Genomic DNA, 17,770 nt, shown 5'->3' with positions numbered 1-17,770 from the left:
TCGTTGCGCGCCGGCAATCGCATGCGCTGACGGGCGCCCGTGCGAGTGGCACGGAGGTGGCCCGCGGGTGGCGAGGCGCGGGCGGAGCCCGTATCCTGAGCGTCGTGATCGCCCGCAAATACCTCTATCTCCTCGCCCTCGCGCGCGAACGGCATTTCGGCAAGGCCGCCGAGAGCTGCCACGTGTCGCCGTCGACGCTGTCGGCGGCGATCCGCGACCTGGAGGACGAGCTGGGCGTCGCGCTGGTCGTGCGCGGCCAGCGCTTCGCCGGCCTGACGCCGGAGGGCGAATGCGTCGTCGCACATGCGAAGCGCGTCGCGGCCGGTGCCGACGACCTGCGCCACGAGCTCGGGATGCTGCGCGACGGGCTGCGCGGGCCGCTGCGCATCGGCGTGATCCCGACCGCGCTGCCGGTCGTCGCGTCGCTGACCGAGGCCTTTGCCGACGCGCATCCGGCGGTTGCGATCGAGGTGCATTCGGCGAGCACGCAGGCGATCCTCAACGCGCTGCGCAACTTCGAGCTCGAAGCCGGCGTCGTGTATGCGCATTCCGCCGACGCGCCGGATCTGCAATATTGTGCGCTGTGGCGCGAGCAGCTCGTGTTCCTCACGGCCGCGTCCGCGCTGCCGGCCGGCGAGGCGATCGCGTGGGAGGCGGCGGCGCGCCAGCCGCTGTGCCTGCTGTCGCGCGACATGCAGAACCGCCAGACCATCGACCGGGTGTTCGAGGGCCTCGAGTGCATGCCGCACGTCGGGCTGGAGACGAACTCGATCCTGAGCCTGCTCGCGCACGTTCGTACCGGGCGCTGGTCTACGATTCTGCCGCGCAGCGTGCTGGGACTCGTCGGCGCCTCGTCGGAACTGCGTGTGCTGCCGCTGGTGAAACCGTCGGTGGCGTGGGAGACGGGGCTCGTGACCCTCAGGCGCGAGCCGAGTTCGCCGCTGGTCGATGCCGTGCTCGCGGCGGCGCACGCACTCGCCGGGCCGTTCGGAAAAAGCGAATAGGCCTTCGGCAGATTCCGCTTTTCTTGCCCGCGGGGCTGCACTATCGTTCGGCCGACCGGGCTGCAGGGGCTTGCGCGGGGCGGATATTCATCCCGCGTGGTGGCGTGGCGCAATGGCATAGGCGGCGAACGATATGGCGAACATCGCGGAACAGGCAGGCAGGACGACGGAACGGACAGCGGGCAGTCGTCCCGACGGTTCAGGAGGAGGTCGTGGTGGAAAAGTCGGGAAGGGCGGCGGGGAGCGCGGTCGCAAGCGCGAACCGCTGCCCGAATCCGCGCTGGCCGCGGCCGCCGCGGCGCTCGCGCCCGACCGCGACGCCGGCGTCACGCCGCGCGCCGACCGCCTGATCGAGTACCTGCACCGCCTGCAGGACGCGCACGGCGCACTCTTCGCCGACCATCTCGCCGCGCTCGCCGAGGCGCTGAAGCTCGCGCGCGCCGAAGTGTTCGAGGTCGCGACCTTCTACCACCACTTCGATTTCGTCCCGAGCGGTGCGGAAGCGCCGCCCGCGCTGACGGTGCGCGTGTGCGACTCGCTCGGCTGTGCGATGGCGGGCGGCGCGGAACTCGCCGCGTCGCTCGCGACCCGCCTCGGCGCGGACGTGCGCGTGCAGCGCGTGCCCTGTGTCGGCCGCTGCGACAGCGCGCCGGTCGCGGTCGTCGGGCAGAAGCCGGTGCTCAACGCCGATGCCGACAAGGTCGCGGCGGTCGTCGCCAGCGGCGAACGCGACGAATCCTTGCCGGAGGCGATCCGCTTCGACGCTTACCGCGCGGCCGGCGGCTACGCGCTGTGGGAAGCGGTGCGCAGCGGCGAGCGCGCTACCGATTCGATCATCCAGGCGCTCGACCACGCGGGGCTGCGCGGCCTCGGCGGCGCCGGTTTCCCGGCCGCACGCAAGTGGCGCACCGTCGCCGCCCAGCCCGCGCCGCGCAACATGGCCGTGAACATCGACGAAGGCGAGCCCGGCACTTTCAAGGATCGTCACTACCTCGCGACCGACCCGCACCGCTTCATCGAAGGCATGCTGATCGCCGCGCGCGCCGTCGGCATCGCCGGCATCTGGATCTACATCCGTGACGAATACCCCGCGCTGCGGCGCCTGCTCGCCGAGGAACTCGAGCGCGTGCGTGCCGCGTGGCCGGACCTGCCGCCGATCGAACTGCGCCGCGGCGCCGGCGCCTACGTGTGCGGCGAGGAGTCGGCGATGATCGAATCGATCGAAGGCAAGCGCGGCATGCCGCGCCTGCGCCCGCCCTACGTCGCCGAAGTCGGCCTCTTCGGCCGCCCGACGCTCGAGCACAACCTCGAGACGCTGTGGTGGGTCAGGGACATCGTCGAGAAGGGCGGCGACTGGTTCGCGAGCTTCGGCCGCAACGGCAGGAAGGGCCTCAGGAGCTTCTCGGTGAGTGGCCGCGTCGCGAAGCCGGGCGTCGTCGTCACCGACGCGGGCATCACGCTGCGCGAGCTCATCGATGAACACTGTGGCGGCATGCTCCCCGGCCACGCGCTGTACGGCTATTTCCCCGGCGGCGCCTCGGGCGGCATCCTGCCGGCGAGCCTCGCCGACGTGCCGCTCGACTTCGACACCCTCGCGCCCCACGGCTGCTTCATCGGCTCGGCGGCGATCGTCGTGTTCTCGCAGCACGACCAGGCGCGGCTCCTCGCCGAGAACGCGATGGAATTCTTCGCCCACGAATCCTGCGGCCAATGCACGCCCTGTCGCGTCGGCACCGCCAAGGCGGCGGCACTGATGAAGGCGCCGCAGTGGGACGCGGGGCTCCTCAAGGAACTCGGGCGGACGATGATGGACGCCTCGATCTGCGGCCTCGGACAGGCCGCGCCGAACCCGATGCAATCGGTGCTGCGCTTCTTCCCGCAGGAAGTCGGCGCCGTGAAAGGAGAGGGCGCATGAACGCCGCCGACATGATCCGCTTCGAACTCGACGGCCGCGAGATCGACGCCGCGCCCGGCGAATCCATCCTGCAGGCCGCGCGCCGCGCCGGCACCGACATCCCGCACCTGTGCTACACCGACGGCCTGCGCGCCGACGGCAACTGCCGCGCCTGCGTCGTCGAGATCGACGGCGAGCGCGTGCTCGCGCCCTCGTGCTGCCGCGCGCCCAAGCCCGGCATGAAGGTGAAGGCCGAGAGCGAGCGCGCCCGCGCCTCGCAACGCATGGTGCTGGAGTTGCTGCGTGCCGACGTGCCCGCCGAGGCCGAGAAGGCCGATTCCGAGCTCGCGCATTGGTGCGACGAACTCGGCGTGCAGGCATCCCGCTTCGCGCCGCGCGAACAACCGGCCGCCGACCGCAGCCACCCCGGCATCGCCGTCAACCTCGCCGCCTGCATCCAGTGCACGCGCTGCCTGCGCGCCTGCCGCGAGGAGCAGGTCAACGACGTGATCGGCCTCGCGCACCGCGGCGCCGACAGTGCCATCGTGTTCGACTTCGATGACCCGATGGGCACGTCCTCGTGCGTCGGCTGCGGCGAATGCGTGCAGGCCTGTCCGACCGGCGCGCTGCTGCCCGCGGCGCTTGCGAAGACTGCACCCGAACCCGCGCCGGTGCTGGGCGCCTTCGCCGAGCCCATCACCGCGCCCGCAGCGGTCGCCGCAACCAAGGCCATCGACTCGCTGTGCCCCTACTGCGGCGTCGGCTGCCAGACCACCTACCACGTCGCCGGCGAAGGCCACGAGGCGAAGATCATCCATGTCGTCGGCCGCGACGGCCCGGCGAACGCCGGCCGCCTGTGCGTGAAGGGCCGTTACGGCTTCGGCTATCCGCGCCACTCGCAGCGCCTCACCAAGCCGCTGATCCGCAGGCCCGGCATCCCGAAAGCGGTCGACCTCGACCCCGCCAACCCGCTCGCCGCCTTCCGCGAAGCGACTTGGGAAGAAGCGCTCGACGCCGCCGCCGCCGGCCTCGCGCGCATCAAGGCCGCCCACGGCCCGCACGCCCTCGCCGGCTTCGGTTCCGCGAAAGGCAGCAACGAGGAGGCCTACCTCTTCCAGAAGCTCGTGCGCGTCGGTTTCGGCACGCACAACGTCGACCACTGCACGCGCCTGTGCCATGCCTCCTCGGTCGCGGCGCTGCTCGAAGGCATCGGCTCCGGCGCGGTGTCCAACCCCGTGCGCGACGTCGAATTTGCCGACGTGATCGTCGTGATCGGCGCGAACCCCGCCGCGAACCACCCGGTCGCCGCGTCCTTCATGAAAAATGCTGCCGAGCGCGGCGCGAAGCTCGTGCTGATGGACCCGCGCGAAACCCCGCTCGCGCGCCACGCCCACCGCTACCTGCAGTTCCGCCCCGACGCCGACGTCACGCTGCTGCTGTCGCTCGCCTGCGTGATCATCGAGGAAGGGCTCACCGACGAGGCCTTCATCGCCGCGCGCACCGAAGGCTTCGACGCCTTCCGCGCCGCGGCGCTGCAATTCCCGCCCGAGCGCGTCGAAGCGATCACCGGCATTCCCGCAGAAACTGCGCGCGAAGTCGCCCGTCTGTACGCGAAAGGCCCCAACAGCATGATCTTCTGGGGCATGGGCATCTCGCAGCACATCCACGGCACCGACAACTCGCGCTGCCTCATCGCGCTCGCGCTGATGACCGGCCAGATCGGCCGCCGCGGCACCGGCCTGCACCCGCTGCGCGGCCAGAACAACGTGCAGGGCGCCTCCGATGCCGGCCTGATTCCGATGATGTTCCCCGACTACCAGCGCGTCAGTGATCCGGCCGTGCGCGCGAAGTTCGAGACGCTGTGGGACACGCCGCTCTCGGACAAGCCCGGCCTGACGGTGGTCGAGATCATGGACGCCGCGCTCGCCGGCGAGATCCGCGGCATGTACATCGAAGGCGAAAACCCCGCGATGTCCGACCCCGACCTCGCGCACGCGCGCGCCGCGCTGGGCGGGCTCGAGCACCTCGTCGTGCAGGACCTCTTCCTCACCGAGACCGCGATGCTCGCCGACGTGATCCTGCCGGCCTCCAGCCTGATGGAGAAGACCGGCAGCTTCACCAACACCGACCGCCTCGTGCAGCTCTCGCAGCCCGTGCTGCCGCTGCCGGGCGAGGCGCGCCCCGACTGGTGGATCATCCAGCAGATGGCGCAGCGCCTGGGCCTCGCGTGGGACTATGCCGGCCCCGCGGAGATCTTCGACGAACTGCGCCAGGCGCTGCCTGCCTATGCCGGCATCACCTGGGCGCAGCTCGAAGCGGAAGGCGCGGCCATCGCGCCGAAATTCACCGAGGACGGCCCGTCCTACCCCGTCCTCTTCGAGCAGGACTTCCCGACCGCCAACGGCCGCGCCCGCTTCGTCGCCGTCACGCCACTGCCTGCCGCGGAACTGCCCGACGCCGACTACCCGATGGTGCTCACGACCGGCCGCGTGCTGGAACACTGGCACACCGGCTCGATGACCCGCCGCGCCAACGTCCTCGACGCGCTGGAGCCGCAGCCGTGGTGCACCGTGCACCCCGACGACCTCGCCGCGCAGGGCGTCGCCTCGGGCGCCACGATCACGCTCGAAACGCGCCGCGGCGCGATCACGCTGGCCGCGCGCGCCGACCGCGGCATGCAGAAAGGCTCCATCTTCATGCCCTTCTGCTACGTCGAAGCCGCCGCGAACCTGCTCACCCAGCCCGCGCTCGACCCCTTCGGCAAGATCCCCGAGTTCAAGTACTGCGCCGCGAGGATCACCACAAAAGAAACCGTCGAGACCTGACCAAGGCTCACCCGTCAGGGCGGGCGCACGCGGCGCGCCGGTGCGTTCGGCCGGCGGGCTGTCGTGAGCGCCGGAGCGGGCGTGGTTGCGGGGGAAACAAGGCGACGCATGTCTGAGGGCGCGCAGCGCCCGAGTTTGCGTCGCCGCCCCCGCGACCGCGTCCGCTCCGGGAAGCCGCAGGCCGCGAGCGTCTGCCCGACGGACGAATGCGCCGGGACAAGCGCCGCGCGCGCCTGCCCTGACGCCGTGATCGTCCAGCTTGCGGCTGTTTCATGCGATGATGCCGCTTTTCGTCCGCAGTTCCAGCACCTTTCCGCAATGAATACCGAAACCACTCCCGAAGCCGTGGCCGAACAGCCCGCCGCCCCGGCCACCGCAGCCAAGCCCGCCGGCCTCGACGCCCGCGGCCTGCTGCAGAAGCTTCAGGAAATCTCGCCCACCTTCGCCGAAGTGAAGCCGCTCGCGCTGCGCATCGACAAGGCCATCGCCGAGCGCCTGCCCGACGTCGATCGCAAGGTCATCCGCAGCGCGATGCGCATGCACACCGCGACGACGCGCTACCTCAAGGCCGTCGAGAAGGCCACGGCGCGCTTCGACCTCGACGGCAAGGAAAGCGGCGAAGTCACCGAGGAACAGCGCCAGCACGCCGCCCAGACGCTCAAGGAGCGCTTCGCCGACGTCGCCAAGCGCAAGAAGGTCGCGGCGGACGCCGAACGCGAGCGCCAGCGCGCCGAGGAAGCCGAGCGCCGCAAGACCGAGAAGCTCGCCCAGCTCGTGGGCAAGTTCGCCAGACGCTGACGACGCCTGCGCCCGGTCGGCGTCCGGGCGAAAAAAAGCCCCGCGCGAAGGCGGGGCGTCTGCGGGCGGGGCCGCGCGCGGATCAGAACTCGTACTCGAGCTTCATGCGCAGCGTGTGATCGGGCGTCGCCTTGGTCATGCCGAAGAGGAAGCCCACGTCGTACTTCAGCGCCTGGTGGCCGCCCAGCGGCAGCTTGCCGAAGATCGCCGGGCCGGCCTTGTGCTCCTGCTCGTCCGAGGCCGCCCAGTTGTCCCACTTGCCGACCTCGCCCATGCCCTGCAGGCCGTACTCGAAGGTCGGCATCAGGCGGTATTTCACCTGCCACTGGTAGCCCAGCTCGGTCTCGCTCTTTTCCTCAGCGTCGAAGTGGCGCTCGGCCAGCAGGTTGAAGTTCGCCTGCACCTTGCCGAAATCCTTCTGCGTCAGCAGGCCCAGCTTGAGCTCCCAGCCTTCCGCATGGTTACGCGGCCGCTCGATCTCGGCCAGGATGCCCAGGTCGATCGGATACTTGCCGGGCTCGGTGAGCTGGAACTTGTTTTCCCATTCGAAGGCTTCGTACTTGAAACGCTCGCCGCGCTCACGCTCCCATTCGACACTCAGCTCGGTGAACCACCACGGCGTCACGCCCTGGCCGTAGCCGATCATCAGCGCGGACTCGTCTTCCTTGCCGTGGTCGCGGGTCGTACCGGCCTTGAACTCGATCTCGTGCTCGCCGTATTCGACGGTCGGCGTGAAGATGTAGGCGGCCGGGCCGGCATGGGCGAAGCCCGTGCCGAGGGCGGCGACGGCCAGCGCGATGAGCTGTTTTTTCATGTTGATCCCTTTCGTAGGTTGCGTTGAAGACTGCGGAAATGGCCGCGATGCGACGCCCCGACCCCGCTGGAGTGGGGGTGGCTGGAGCCGGGGAGACGGAAATCAGACGGAAGCGCGGGCGGGCGACGGCGCGCGGACGAGGTACATGCCCAGTCCGATCGCCACCATCGTGCCGAGATAGAACAGCGCCTGCATTGCGCTCGGGCGCGGGTCGTAGCCCGCGAGCACGTGCAGCAGCGTGCCGCCGGCGGAGCTGGATGACAGCCAGGCCGAGGTGTCCCAGATCGGATTCGCGAGCGGGGGCAGGATGTCGCCCTGGATCAGGAAACGCGCCATCTGCCCGGCCATGCCGGCCGCGAGCAGCAGCACCAGCCCGGCGGTGACGGTGAAGAACCAGCGGATCGGCACGTGCAGCAGCCCGGTGTACATCGTGTAGCCGACGACCGCGCCGGCCACGAGTCCGAGCGCTCCGCCCGCCAGCACCTGCGCGGTCGATTCACCCTCGGAGGCGAGGCTGAAGAGGAACAGCACGGTTTCGGAGCCTTCGCGCAGCACCGCCATCGCGACCAGCACCATGATCGCCGACAGCGCGCGCCGGCCGTCCGCCACGTCGCGCACGATCGCCTTCGCGCCGTCGACCATCGCGCGCGCGTGCCGCGCCATCCAGATGTTGTGCCACGCGAGCATGACCACCGCGAGGCCCAGGATCCCGGCGTTGAGCATCTCCTGCCCCATGCCGCCCGCCATTTCGGCGATGCTGCCGGCGAGCGCCGCGACCACCAGGGCGCCTGCCACCCCCGCGCCGACGCCGCTCCACAGCCAGCGGTTGCGATTGGGCAGCGTGCGCGCCGCGGCGGCAATGATGCCGATCAGCAGCGCCGCCTCGAGGGATTCGCGGAAGACGATGATGGCGGCGCCGAACATCGCGCCTTACTCCGCGATGACCACGCCGCGCGCGGTCGCTTCGTTGAATTCGCCGAAGAACGGGTACTTGCCCGGCTGCAGCGGCCCGATGAAGACTGCCGACTTGGCGCCGCCGGGGATGACCTTCTCGCGGTTGAGCTCGTGGCTCTCGAACTCCTCGGGCGTGCTGTCCTGGTTGTGGATCATCAGCTTGACCTTCTGGCCGGCCGGGATGCGGATCTCGGCGGGCTCGAAGCGGTGGTTCTTGATCGTCAGCGGAATCTCCGCGGGATCGGCCGCGAATGCGGCAAGCGGCAGGCACAGCGCAGCGAGAAGGGCGAGGCGGGTCATGGCGGGCTCCGGAAGTTCTTTTTAATGATAACGATTCGCATTAGAAAACAGGCCGTACACGACATTAAGTTTTCTTAAGATCGGGTGGGGCCAAGCCCCCGTTCCAGTGATCGCCCGTGTCGATCCGCTTGACCCTGTAGCTGGTACAGGGTGTCCAATGCATCCATGCGACGGAAAAAGGAAACCGCCATGGCGGACTGCCGCGATCACGAGCACGCCGAGCCGCAGGAAGGGCGTGCGGTGCCGACCGGCCGCAGGGCAACCTCCTGCCCGAGGACAAGCTGAAGATCGTCGCGGAATTCACCGCCGCGGGCACGATGTGGATGGCCGTGTCCGCCGACATGGGCGCGAGCCTGCTGTTGGAGCGGCGGTCCGGATCGGCGGGTGACGTGAATCCGTGGGTCCCCTACAATCCTCCCCGTGCGCAAGCTCGTCCTCCTCTTCTTCATGTTTTTCCTGCCGCTGCAATGGTGCACTGCGGCGGTGGTCGAGTATCGCGGCGAGGCCGCCCTCGCCGGATCGGCGGGCCATGGCGTGCTGCAGGCCGCTGATGACGGGGGGCAGGGCGGTGGCGGGGGCGACGGTCACTTGTGGAGCGAGGTTGGCTGCGCCGGCCTGCATTGCCACTGCCTGCACGCCGTCTTTCGCCTGCCGCGTGTGCCGGCGGTGCCGAGCTTCGAAGCGAACGACACCCCCTACGGCGCGTTCGTCCCCGATCCGCCGCCCGAGCGCTTCCTGCGTCCGCCCCTGGCCGTCCTCGTCTGACGAACCGACGAGGGCGGGCGTGCCGTTGACGGCTCGCATGCCCCCGCGCCAGCCCCGTCCGCGTCGGTTGTTTCCCTGATCCATTCGCCCGCGTAGCGCGCGCGCGGATCCGACCGATTCCCGACGAGGATTGCATGACACGACCCCCCCTGAAGGGCGGCGTGGCGCTGTGCCTGGCGCTATGCCTGCCCGCCGTCGCCGGCGCGCAGGCTCCGGCGAACCCCGCAGCGCCCATTGCCCAGGCGGCATCCGCCACCCTGAGTCTGCGCGAGGCGATCGAGCGCGCGCTGGCGCACAACCCCGAGCTGGCCGCCGCGAGCCTCGAGGTGGAAGCGCGCGAAGGGCTGCGCCAGCAGGCCGGCGCCTATCCCAACCCCGAACTTTCCTGGCTGCAGGAAGACACGCGCCACGACACGCGCACCACGACCGTGCAGCTCAACCAGCCGATCGAACTCGGCGGCAAGCGCGCGGCGCGCATGGCCGCGGCCGACCGCGCGCGCGATATCGCCGCCGCGGAGCACACGGCGCGGCGCCTGGCAATCGGCGCGGCGGTCACGTCCGGCTTCTTCGACGCGCTGATCGCGCAGGAACGCGTCCGCGTCGCCGACGGCGCGCTGGAACTGGCACGGCGCGGCACGCGGGCGACCGAACTGCGGGTGCTGGCCGGCAAGGTCGCGCCGGTCGAGGAAACCCGTGCCCGCGTCGCCGAAGCGGGGGTGCGCGTCGAAGCGGCGCAGGCGCGCAGCGAACTGGCCGCCGCGCGCGCCCGTCTCGCCGCGCTGCTGGGCGAGCCGCAGCTCGCGGCGCGGACGCTGGAGGCGCGCCTCGACGACCTGCCGGCCGCGCCCTCGCCCGACGAGCTGCAGGCGCGGGTCGACGACGCGCCGGCCGTGCGTCGCGCCCGTCTCGAGATCGACCACCGCGTGGCGCTCACCGAGGTCGAGAAGGCGCGCCGCATTCCCGACCTGACGGTGAGCCTCGGGGCGAAGCGGTCCGAGGAACTGGGCCTCAACCAGGCCGTGATCGGCGTGGCGGTACCCCTGCCGCTGTTCGACCGCAACCAGGGCAATCTCGTCGATGCGCTCAAGCGCGAGGACAAGGCGCGCGAGGAGCTGAGCGCGGCGCGTCTGCAGGTCTCCGCGGAGGCGCTCCAGGCGCGCGAGCGGCTGGTCGCGGCGCGTGGCGAAACCGAAACGCTCGCCACCGAGGTGCTGCCCGGCGCGCAGAGCGCGTGGGAAGCCGCGTCGAAGGGCTTCGAGCTGGGCAAGTTCAGCTTCCTCGAAGCGCTCGACGCGCAGCGCACGCTGCTGCAGGCACGTGCCCAGCATCTGCGCGCGATGGCCGAGACCTACCGCGCCCGCGCCGAGCTCGACCGCATCCTCGGCCTTGAACGCCCGTCCGGCGCCCTCGTCGCGCCCGCCCCCCGATAAAGAACCGGAGTACCCCGATGAAGGAACACAAACCCGGCAAGCAGAAGCTTGCGATCGCGCTGGTGCTGGTCGCCGGCGTCGCGCTCGGCGCCGCAATCCTGAACACCGACAAACCCGCCCCGGCCGGCGACGGCCACGGGGAGCATAGCGAGGCGGGACACAAGGAAGACGCCCACAAGGACGACAAGGCCGGTGCGCCCGCCGACGCTCACGAGGACGGGCACGGGCACGAACGCGCCGAGCCCGTGAAGGGGCCGCACGGCGGCAAGCTGCTGGGCGAAGGCCCATATACGGTGGAAGTGACGATCTTCGAGACCGGCGTGGAGCCGCAGTTCCGCGTCTACACCTATCTCGACGGCAAACCGCTCGACCCGGCCCGCAGTCGCGTCGAGCTCACGCTCGAGCGCCTCGGCCAGCCCGCGCAGGTCTTCCGCTTCACGCAGGAGGAGGATTACCTCAAGGGCGACGCGGTCGTGAGCGAGCCGCATTCGTTCGAGGTCACGGTGCGCGCCGAGCACGACGGCAAGAGCTATGAACTCGGCTATGCGCAGGCCGAGGCCCGTGTCGCGATGAGCGATGCGCAGCTGCAGGGGGCGGGTGTCGAGATCGCCGAGGCGGGGCCGGCGACGATCGGCACGACGCTGAGCCTGCTCGGCGAAGTGCGCTACGACGCCGACCGCACCGTGCATGTCGTGCCGCGCCTGGCCGGGCTCGTCGAGGCGGTCAAGGTCAATGCCGGCGACCGCGTGAAGAAGGGGCAGGTGCTCGCCGTGTTGAGCAGCCACGCGCTCGCCGACCAGCGCAGCGCACTGCTCGCCGCACAGCGCCGGCTGGCGCTGGCGCGCACCACTTACGAGCGCGAAAAGACCTTGTGGGAGCAGAAGATCTCGCCCGAGCAGGACATGCTGCAGGCGCGCGCGGCGATGCAGGAGGCGGAGATCGAGGCGCAGAGCGCACGCCAGAAGTTGGCCGCGCTGGGTGCCGCGGCGGGTGGGGACGGAGATCTGACGCGCTACGAATTGCGCGCGCCGATCGACGGCGTCGTGACCGACAAGCGCCTGTCGGTCGGCGCGGCGGTCGGCGAGGACGCGACGGTGTTCACCGTGTCCGACCTGTCGACGGTGTGGGTCGAGGCGCCGGTGGCGGCGCGCGACCTGCCCGCGGTCACCGCGGGGCGCAGCGCGCGCGTCGCCGCCAATGCCTTCGACGCGACCGCCGAAGGGCGCGTCACCTACGTGAGCGCGCTGATCGGCGAGCACACGCGCAGCGCGACCGCGCGCATCGTCGTGAAGAACGACAAGGGGCAGTGGCGGCCGGGGCTGCCGGTCACGGTCGAGGTCCTCGCCGACGAGGCCAGGGTGCCGGTCGCCGTCGCCGCCGCGGCGATCCAGGACCTGCGCGACTGGAAGGTCGTGTTCGGCCGTTACGGCGACGCGTTCGAAGCGCGCCCGCTGGAGCTGGGCCGCAGCGACGGGCGTTACGTCGAAGTGCTGGGCGGGTTGCGCGCCGGCGAGCGCTACGCGGCGAAGAACAGCTTCGTCATCAAGGCCGAGCTGGGCAAGGCCGGCGCGAGCCACGATCACTGAGCGGAGGACACCAGGATGAAACAGATCACCGCAATCTTCCGCCCGCAGCGCCTCGAGGCGGTCGAAGCCGCACTTCACGCCTTGCCGCGCCTGCCAGGCTTCACGCTGTACCCGGCCAGGGGCCATGCGCGTGGCCACGGCGCCGGGCACCGGTTCGTCGCCGACGACTGGAATCCGGACGCTCATGACGCGATCGTGCTGCTGGTCCTGTGCAGCGACGAGGACGCGCCGGGCATCGTCACGGCCGTGAGCGAAGCGGCGCGCACCGGCCACGCCGGCGACGGCATCGTCGGCGTCGTCGAACTGGCCGAGGCCGTGCGCATCCGCAGCGGCGAACGCGACGCCGCGGCGCTCTGAGGGGACACGCATGTTCGAACGCATCATCCGTTTCGCCATCGCCCAGCGCTGGCTCGTCCTGCTCGCGGTGCTCGGCATGGCCGCGCTGGGCGTCTACAACTACCAGCGCCTGCCGATCGACGCGGTGCCCGACATCACCAACGTGCAGGTCCAGATCAACACCGAGGCGCCCGGTTATTCGCCGCTGGAGGCCGAGCAGCGCGTGACCTTCCCGATCGAGACCGCGATGGCCGGCCTGCCGCTGCTGGAGGAGACGCGCTCGCTGTCGCGCTACGGCCTGTCGCAGGTCACCGTCGTGTTCAAGGACGGCACCGACATCTACTTCGCCCGCCAGCTCGTCAATGAGCGCATGCAGGAGGCGCGCGCGCGGCTGCCCGCGGGACTCGCGCCGGGGCTCGGGCCGATCGCGACCGGCCTCGGCGAGATCTACATGTGGACGGTCGAGGCCGAGGAAGGCGCGCGCAAGCCCGACGGCAGCGCCTACACGCCGATGGACCTGCGCGAGATCCAGGACTGGATCGTCAAGCCGCAGCTGCGCACGGTGCCGGGCGTGACCGAGATCAACTCCGTCGGCGGCTACGCGAAGGAGTTCCAGGTCGCGCCGCTGCCCGACCGGTTGGTCGCGCACGGCCTCGCGATCGGCGATCTGGTCGAGGCGCTCGAGCGCAACAACGCCAACGTCGGCGCCGGTTACATCGAGCGCAGCGGCGAGCAGTACCTGATCCGCGCGCCGGGGCAGGTCGCGACGCTCGACGACCTCGCCGACATCGTCGTTGGCCACGCGCGCGGCGTGCCGGTGCGCATCCGCGACGTCGCCGAGGTCGGGCTGGGCAAGGAGCTGCGCACCGGCGCGGCGACCGAGAACGGGCGCGAAGTGGTGCTAGGCACGGTGTTCATGCTCATCGGCGAGAACAGCCGCGAGGTGTCGCGCGCCGTCGACGCGCGCCTGCAGGCGGTCAACCGCACATTGCCGCCGGGCGTCGTCGCCAAGACCGTCTATGACCGCACCGTGCTCGTCGACAAGGCCATCGCCACAGTGAAGAAGAACCTCGCCGAAGGTGCGCTGCTGGTCGTCGCGATCCTGTTCCTGTTCCTCGGCAACATCCGCGCCGCGATCATCACCGCGCTGGTGATCCCGCTGTCGATGCTGTTCACCTTCACCGGCATGGTCGGCAACAAGGTCAGCGCCAACCTGATGAGCCTGGGCGCGCTCGACTTCGGCATCATCATCGACGGCGCGGTCGTGATCGTCGAGAACTGCGTGCGCCGCCTTGCGCACGCGCAGGCAGCAGCCGGGCGCCCGCTGACCCGCAACGAGCGCTTCCACGAGGTCTTCGTGGCCTCGAAGGAGGCGCGCCGCGCGCTGCTCTTCGGCCAGCTCATCATCATGGTGGTGTATCTGCCGATCTTCACGCTCACCGGCGTCGAGGGGAAGATGTTCCATCCCATGGCCTTCACCGTCGTCACCGCGCTGCTCGGCGCGATGATCCTGTCGGTGACTTTCGTGCCGGCGGCGGTCGCCCTGCTGCTGTCGGGCAAGGTCAGCGAGACGGAAAGCCGCGTCATGGGCTGGGCACGGCGCGGCTATGCCCCGGCCTTCGACTGGGCGATGGCGCGCAAGCCGCTGGTGCTGACGATCGCGCTGGTGTGCGTGGTGCTGTCGGGACTGCTCACGACGCGCATGGGCAGCGAGTTCATCCCCAACCTCGACGAGGGCGACGTCGCGCTCCATGCGTTGCGCATCCCCGGCACCAGCCTGAGCCAGTCGATCGACATGCAGGTGCAGCTCGAGCAGACGGTCAAGGCCTTCCCCGAGGTCGATGCCATTTTCGCGAAGATCGGCACGCCCGAGATCGCAACCGACCCGATGCCGCCGAGCGTTGCCGACAACTTCGTGATGCTCAAGCCGCGCGAGCAGTGGCCGGACCCCGGCCGTCCGAAGGACGAGCTCGTCGCAGCCATCCAGGAGGCGGTCGAGCAGGTGCCCGGCAACAACTACGAGTTCACCCAGCCGATCCAGATGCGCTTCAACGAACTGATCTCGGGCGTACGCAGCGACGTCGCGGTGAAGGTGTTCGGCGACGACATGGAGACGATGACCGAGACCGGCGAGCGCATCGCCGAGGTGCTCGAACGCATCCCCGGCGCGGCCGACGTCAAGGTCGAGCAGACCACCGGCCTGCCGATGCTCACCGTCGACATCCACCGCGACCGCCTCGCGCGGCGCGGCCTCAACGTCGCCGACGTGCAGGCGAGCGTCGGGGCGGCGCTGGGCGGCCAGGAGGCCGGCGCGGTGTTCGAGGGCGATCGGCGCTTCGACGTGATCGTGCGCCTGCCCGAGGCGCTGCGCAGCGACCTCGACGCGATCCGGCGCCTGCCGATCCGCCTGCCCGCCGCCGAGGAAGGCGTCGCGCGCGGCTTCGTGCGCCTGGGGGACGTCGCGACGATCCGCTCCGCGCCCGGCCCCAACCAGGTCAGCCGCGAGAACGGCAAGCGCCGCGTCGTCGTCACCGCCAACGTGCGCGGGCGCGACATCGGCTCCTTCGTCGCCGACGCCGAAACGCGGATCGCCGCCGCGGTCGCGGTGCCGGCCGGCTACTGGACGACCTGGGGCGGCACCTTCGAACAGCTGCAAAGCGCCTCGAAGCGCCTGCAGATCGTCGTGCCGGTCGCGCTGCTGCTGGTGTTCACCTTGCTCTTCGCGATGTTCGGCAACCTCCGGGACGGGCTGCTGGTGTTCACCGGCGTGCCCTTCGCGCTCACCGGCGGCATCCTCGCGCTGTGGCTGCGCGGCATCCCGCTGTCGATCTCGGCGGGGGTCGGCTTCATCGCGCTGTCGGGCGTCGCGGTGCTCAACGGGCTGGTGATGATCTCGTACATCCGCGGCCTGCGCGACGAGGGCCGGCCGCTCGACGCCGCGATCCGCGACGGCGCGCTCACCCGCCTGCGGCCGGTGCTGATGACGGCGCTGGTGGCCTCGCTCGGTTTCGTGCCGATGGCGATTGCGGTGGGCACCGGCGCCGAAGTGCAGCGGCCGCTCGCGACGGTCGTGATCGGCGGCATCCTGTCGTCGACGGTGCTCACGCTGCTCGTGCTGCCGGTGCTGTACCGGCTCGCGCATGGGCGCGACGCGGAACGCGAGGCCGCGCGCGGGCCGGCAGCCGTCAGTGCCACCGCCGCCGCCGCGCTGACGGGGCGCTGAGCGTGGCAAGGCCCGGGGCCGGACACGGCACCCGGGCCGTCAGCGGTCGAGGCCGGCGAGCAGGTGGCCGGCCGCGCGCTCCGACACGACCAGGATCAGCTTCATGCTCGCGCGCGTCGCGCCGACGAAGAGCTTGCGCACCGTCAGCGCGTCGAGCTCCGCGAAGTCGATCTCGGTGAAGATCACGCACGGCGCGGCCTGGCCCTTGAAGCGGTACACCGAGTCGATCAGGAAGTCGCCGTCCGAATACACCGGGTTGCCCAACAGGTCGTAGGTCCCGCTGAAGGCCTTCAGGCGGTGCGCGCCGAGGCGGTCGTAGGGCGTGAACGCCGAATGTTCGCGCCCGCGGAAGGTGATCGTCGCGATCATGTCGCGGCGGAAGCCCAGCCCGATCGCGCGCGTCATCGCGCGCTTGGTCGCGTCGATGAGCTCGGCGGAATCCGCCCACGTCAGGATCTCGACGTCCGAGCCGGTGAGCGGGCTGCCGGCCTCCAGCGGCCGCGCCAGCGGCAGCATGCGGTTCAGCGCCGACAGGATGTCGCCCGGGCTGCGGTAGTTGCGTTCGCTCGTGAGGCGCACCCAGCCGGGCAGCGCGACGGGCGGGCGCTCGTACAGGTTCTGCAGCGGGTCCTCCAGCCACCACGCGCGCGCGCCGGGCCGCAGCAGGCGCAGCAGCGCGTCGCGCCAGTCCTCGCGGAAGTCCTGTCCCTCGTCGACGATCAGCTCGTCGAAGCGCCACGCCTCGCCCGCGTCGAGCGCGCCGAAGCGCTGTTCCAGTTCGGCGAACGCGTCGGGCCGGCGGAAATCGGGCACCGCGCCGTGCGCGCGCAGCACGCGGTCGCACAGCTGGTGGTAGGTTGCGACTTCGCCGCCGGGCGGCGCGATCAGCGCGATGTGGTCCGCGAGCGGGCGGTTGTAGCACACGTACAGCGGCCGCCGCCCCGCCGCGAGCGCGTCGCGGAACACCGCCATCGCGAGCTGCGTCTTGCCGCTGCCGGCGGTGCCGGTGACGCGCAGGCGGAAGGGCTCCATCTCGATGCGCCGCGCCCATTCCGCCAGGCCGCCGGCGAGCCGCGTGTACAGCGCCTCCGCCTGGCCGACGATGGCGTTCACCTCCGGCACGAGTTCCAGCTCGTCGGTGAGGAAACGCGCGATGTTGTCGAGCACCACGCGGTCGCGCGTGTCGTCGCGCAGCAGGCTCTGCACGATCGCCACGAGATGCTCGCGCCGGCTCGCGTCGACGATGCGCGCAGGGTCGATCCCGGCGCTGCCCGGCTGGCGCACGGTGTAATCCGGGCAGTAGAGCAGCGCGTCGATGCGCGCCTTGTGGCCCTTCAGGAAGACGCCGAGGCGCTCGCGCAGATGGTCCGCGCTGCGCGCCATCTGCACGCTGACGTTCTTCTTCGCCTTCGCGTAGGCCTTGACCAGCCCGTCCGCGGTCTCGTCGAGGAAGCCCGATTTCTGCTCGATCAGCAGCAGCCGGCCGCTCGGGCCGACGACGACGAAGTCGATCTCGCCGAACAGCGCGTGGTCGCGATTCACCCGCGTCCAGTGGATGCCGTGATACACGGCATGGTCGTCGGGCAAGCCTTCGGCCAGCGTCGCCAGGGTCTCGAGTTCGCGCGCCAATGCCCCGCTCGCCGGGATGCGCTGCCAGCCTTCGGGGTGGATGCGTGCCATCGTTGCGGCCTCGGGTAGTCGGGATGCCGCGATGCTAGCGCGCAATGCCGACGATTGCATTGACGGTCGGTCGGCGTGCCGTGAAAAAATGCCTATAGCATGATCAGGGGCAGGGCCGGGACCCGCCCCAAGCCTTGAACGTCGCCCGGATGCACCATTGC

Annotated in this window: 13 protein-coding genes; 9 read left to right on the top strand and 4 right to left on the bottom strand. The window is 70.6% G+C overall.

Annotated features, from left to right (window positions below; all coding sequences use genetic code 11):
- Positions 1-104: 104 nt before the first annotated feature.
- The 4 genes from GPA22_RS18550 to GPA22_RS18535 all read left to right on the top strand — a co-directional run bounded on the left by GPA22_RS18550 (position 105) and on the right by GPA22_RS18535 (position 6,521).
- A complete protein-coding gene (locus GPA22_RS18550) occupies positions 105-1,004 on the top strand; it encodes a LysR substrate-binding domain-containing protein (protein WP_169257546.1) in 900 nt (299 codons plus the stop codon).
- 133 nt (positions 1,005-1,137) lie between these two features.
- On the top strand, positions 1,138-2,919 hold the full coding sequence (locus GPA22_RS18545; protein ID WP_169257545.1) for an NAD(P)H-dependent oxidoreductase subunit E: 1,782 nt from the start codon (positions 1,138-1,140) through the stop codon (positions 2,917-2,919).
- Positions 2,916-5,723, top strand: a complete 2,808-nt coding sequence (fdhF, locus tag GPA22_RS18540; protein WP_169257544.1) for a formate dehydrogenase subunit alpha — start codon at positions 2,916-2,918, stop codon at positions 5,721-5,723. The genes GPA22_RS18545 and fdhF overlap by 4 nt, the downstream gene beginning before the upstream one ends.
- Positions 5,724-6,041: 318 nt before the next feature.
- Complete coding sequence (locus GPA22_RS18535; protein ID WP_169257543.1) at positions 6,042-6,521, top strand: ProQ/FINO family protein; 480 nt, start codon at positions 6,042-6,044, stop codon at positions 6,519-6,521.
- An 82-nt stretch (positions 6,522-6,603) separates the two neighbouring features.
- Here GPA22_RS18535 and GPA22_RS18530 read toward each other — a convergent pair whose 3' ends face one another.
- The 3 genes from GPA22_RS18530 to GPA22_RS18520 form a co-directional block, all read right to left on the bottom strand.
- Positions 6,604-7,335 (bottom strand): hypothetical protein, encoded by a 732-nt coding sequence (locus tag GPA22_RS18530; RefSeq protein WP_169257542.1) that lies wholly within the window; start codon positions 7,333-7,335, stop codon positions 6,604-6,606.
- Positions 7,336-7,437: 102 nt separating this feature from the next.
- Positions 7,438-8,259 (bottom strand): FTR1 family iron permease, encoded by an 822-nt coding sequence (locus GPA22_RS18525; protein ID WP_169257541.1) that lies wholly within the window; start codon positions 8,257-8,259, stop codon positions 7,438-7,440.
- 6 nt (positions 8,260-8,265) lie between these two features.
- Positions 8,266-8,589, bottom strand: coding sequence for a cupredoxin domain-containing protein (locus GPA22_RS18520; RefSeq protein WP_169257540.1), 324 nt, complete (start codon positions 8,587-8,589; stop codon positions 8,266-8,268).
- Positions 8,590-9,009: 420 nt separating this feature from the next.
- Here GPA22_RS18520 and GPA22_RS18515 point away from each other — a divergent pair, with 420 nt between their 5' ends.
- From GPA22_RS18515 to GPA22_RS18495, 5 genes are all read left to right on the top strand, one after another.
- On the top strand, positions 9,010-9,354 hold the full coding sequence (locus GPA22_RS18515; protein WP_169257539.1) for a hypothetical protein: 345 nt from the start codon (positions 9,010-9,012) through the stop codon (positions 9,352-9,354).
- A 134-nt stretch (positions 9,355-9,488) separates the two neighbouring features.
- A complete protein-coding gene (locus GPA22_RS18510; RefSeq protein WP_169257538.1) occupies positions 9,489-10,784 on the top strand; it encodes a TolC family protein in 1,296 nt (431 codons plus the stop codon).
- Between the two features lie 17 nt (positions 10,785-10,801).
- Positions 10,802-12,370 (top strand): efflux RND transporter periplasmic adaptor subunit, encoded by a 1,569-nt coding sequence (locus GPA22_RS18505; RefSeq protein ID WP_169257537.1) that lies wholly within the window; start codon positions 10,802-10,804, stop codon positions 12,368-12,370.
- 15 nt (positions 12,371-12,385) lie between these two features.
- Entirely contained in the window at positions 12,386-12,727 is a 342-nt protein-coding gene (locus GPA22_RS18500; protein ID WP_169257536.1) for a P-II family nitrogen regulator, read from the top strand.
- Positions 12,728-12,737: 10 nt separating this feature from the next.
- Positions 12,738-15,929, top strand: coding sequence for an efflux RND transporter permease subunit (locus GPA22_RS18495; protein WP_169257535.1), 3,192 nt, complete (start codon positions 12,738-12,740; stop codon positions 15,927-15,929).
- A gap of 39 nt (positions 15,930-15,968) precedes the next feature.
- Here GPA22_RS18495 and GPA22_RS18490 read toward each other — a convergent pair whose 3' ends face one another.
- On the bottom strand, positions 15,969-17,609 hold the full coding sequence (locus tag GPA22_RS18490) for an ATP-binding domain-containing protein (RefSeq protein WP_169257534.1): 1,641 nt from the start codon (positions 17,607-17,609) through the stop codon (positions 15,969-15,971).
- Positions 17,610-17,770: the final 161 nt, after the last annotated feature.

It is taken from the genome of Aromatoleum toluvorans (assembly GCF_012910905.1).
Taxonomy (GTDB): Bacteria; Pseudomonadota; Gammaproteobacteria; order Burkholderiales; family Rhodocyclaceae; genus Aromatoleum; species Aromatoleum toluvorans.
Note: the sequence above shows the minus strand (reverse complement) of the source record. Positions and strands in the feature narration are given on the sequence as shown.